This is a genomic window from Kitasatospora sp. NPDC053308, from assembly GCF_055585785.1.
Genome location: NZ_JBVJJY010000062.1, coordinates 1 through 1644 on the forward strand (window position 1 = coordinate 1; position 1644 = coordinate 1644).

At 74.8% G+C, this 1644-nt stretch carries 1 protein-coding gene; it reads right to left on the bottom strand.

Going from position 1 to position 1644, the window contains the following annotated elements:
• Positions 1-1644, bottom strand: a 1644-nt coding sequence (locus ACZ6Y7_RS37920) for a condensation domain-containing protein (RefSeq protein WP_465762541.1), incomplete at both ends; no start/stop codon positions are given.

Consider the following 1644-nt stretch of genomic DNA (forward strand, 5'->3'; position numbering starts at 1 on the left):
CACCGACAACCCCGGCCGCTCCACCAACGCCCTCACCACCACACCGAACCGCTCCACGAACAACTCGGCCGTACCGGCCTCGAAGAGATCGGTGTTGTAGGTGAGGTGACCGGCGAGGGCGTCCCCGGCGCGCTCGAGGTGGAGCGACAGTTCGAACTGCGTCTCCGCCGGGGGGATTTCGAGCCGGGTGACGCGCAGGCCGGGGAGGTCGAGCGTGCGCGCCGGGGTCTCGTTCAGGGCCACCATGACCTGGAAGAGGGGGCTGCGCCCCGGCCCCTGGGAGGCCGGCCGCGCCGCCCGGACGATCTCCTCGAACGGCGTCCCCGCGTACCGCTGCGCCGCCGTGAGGGCGTCGTGGGTGTCGCGCAGCGCCGTACCGAGGGTGGTGGCGGGGTCGACGGTGCGGCGCAGTGGGAGGGTGTTGGTGAAGAAGCCGAGGAGCCCGGCCGTGTCCGGGTGGGTACGGCCGCTGGTCGGGAAGCCGATGGTGAGGTCGCGGCTGCCGGAAGCGGCGCCGAGGACGAGCGTGGCGGCGGTCGCGACGACCGCGAAGGCCGTGGTGCCCGTGGTCCGGGCGAGCCGGTCGACGGCGGAGGCGGGCAGGGTGACGGGCACCGCCGCGCCCCGGTGCGTGGTGCGGGCGGAGCGGGGGCGGTCGGTGGGGAGGTCGAGGTCCTGCGCGCCGGCGAGGTGGTCGCGCCAGTGGGCGAGCCCGGCGTCGTCGCGGGGTGCGGTGCTCTGCCAGTGGGCGACGTCGCCGTACTGGAGGCCGGGCGGCGGGTCGCCGGACGGGTCGCGGTACTGGGCCGAGATCTCGTCGAGCAGGAGGCCGAGCGTCCAGCCGTCGGCGATGGCGTGGTGGAGGGAGAGCAGGAGGAGGTGTTCGTCGGCGGAGCGCCTGACCACGCGGGCGCGGAAGAGCGGGCCCTGGGCGAGGTCCACGGTGGAGCGGCGCCACCGGGCTAGCAGTGCGGCCTCGTCCGGCTCCCGGTCGGCCGGTTCCACCGTCGGGTCCCACTGCCAGGTGGGGTGCACGACCTGGACGAGGTCGCCGTTCTCCTCCCGCAGGGTCGTGCGCAGGATCTCGTGGCGCCGGGCGACCGCGCGGAGGGCCTGCGTCAGCCGCTCGGCGTCGAGGGGGCCGGTGATGCGGGCACCGCCGTTGAGGAGGTAGGCGAGGTTGGCGGTCGGATCGAGGGAGCAGAGCAGCCACAGGCGCTTCTGGCCGGTGGATGCGGGCAGGACGAGGGTGCCGTCGGGTCGGGGGACGCGGGGGACGGCCGGGATCGGGGCGAGCCGGTGGCCGCCGGCGGGCAGGTGACGGGCCAGGTCGGCGAGCACCGGGTGCTCGAAGACCACGTGCAGCGGCACGTGAGCGCTCAGGGCCTCACCGAGGCGATGCGTCAGACGGGTGGCGAGGAGGGAGTGACCGCCCAGGGCGAAGAAGTCGTCCTCCGCACCGACCTCGGGAACGCCGAGCAGCTCGCACCAGATGCCGGCGATCAGCCGTTCGGCCGGTGTCCGGGGTGAACGGCCGCTCCCCCCAGCGGGGTTGGGATCGGCGGACGGCAACGCACCGCGGTCGACCTTGCCGTTGGGCAGCAGCGGGAACGCGGGCAGCTCGACGAACACGGACGGGACCAT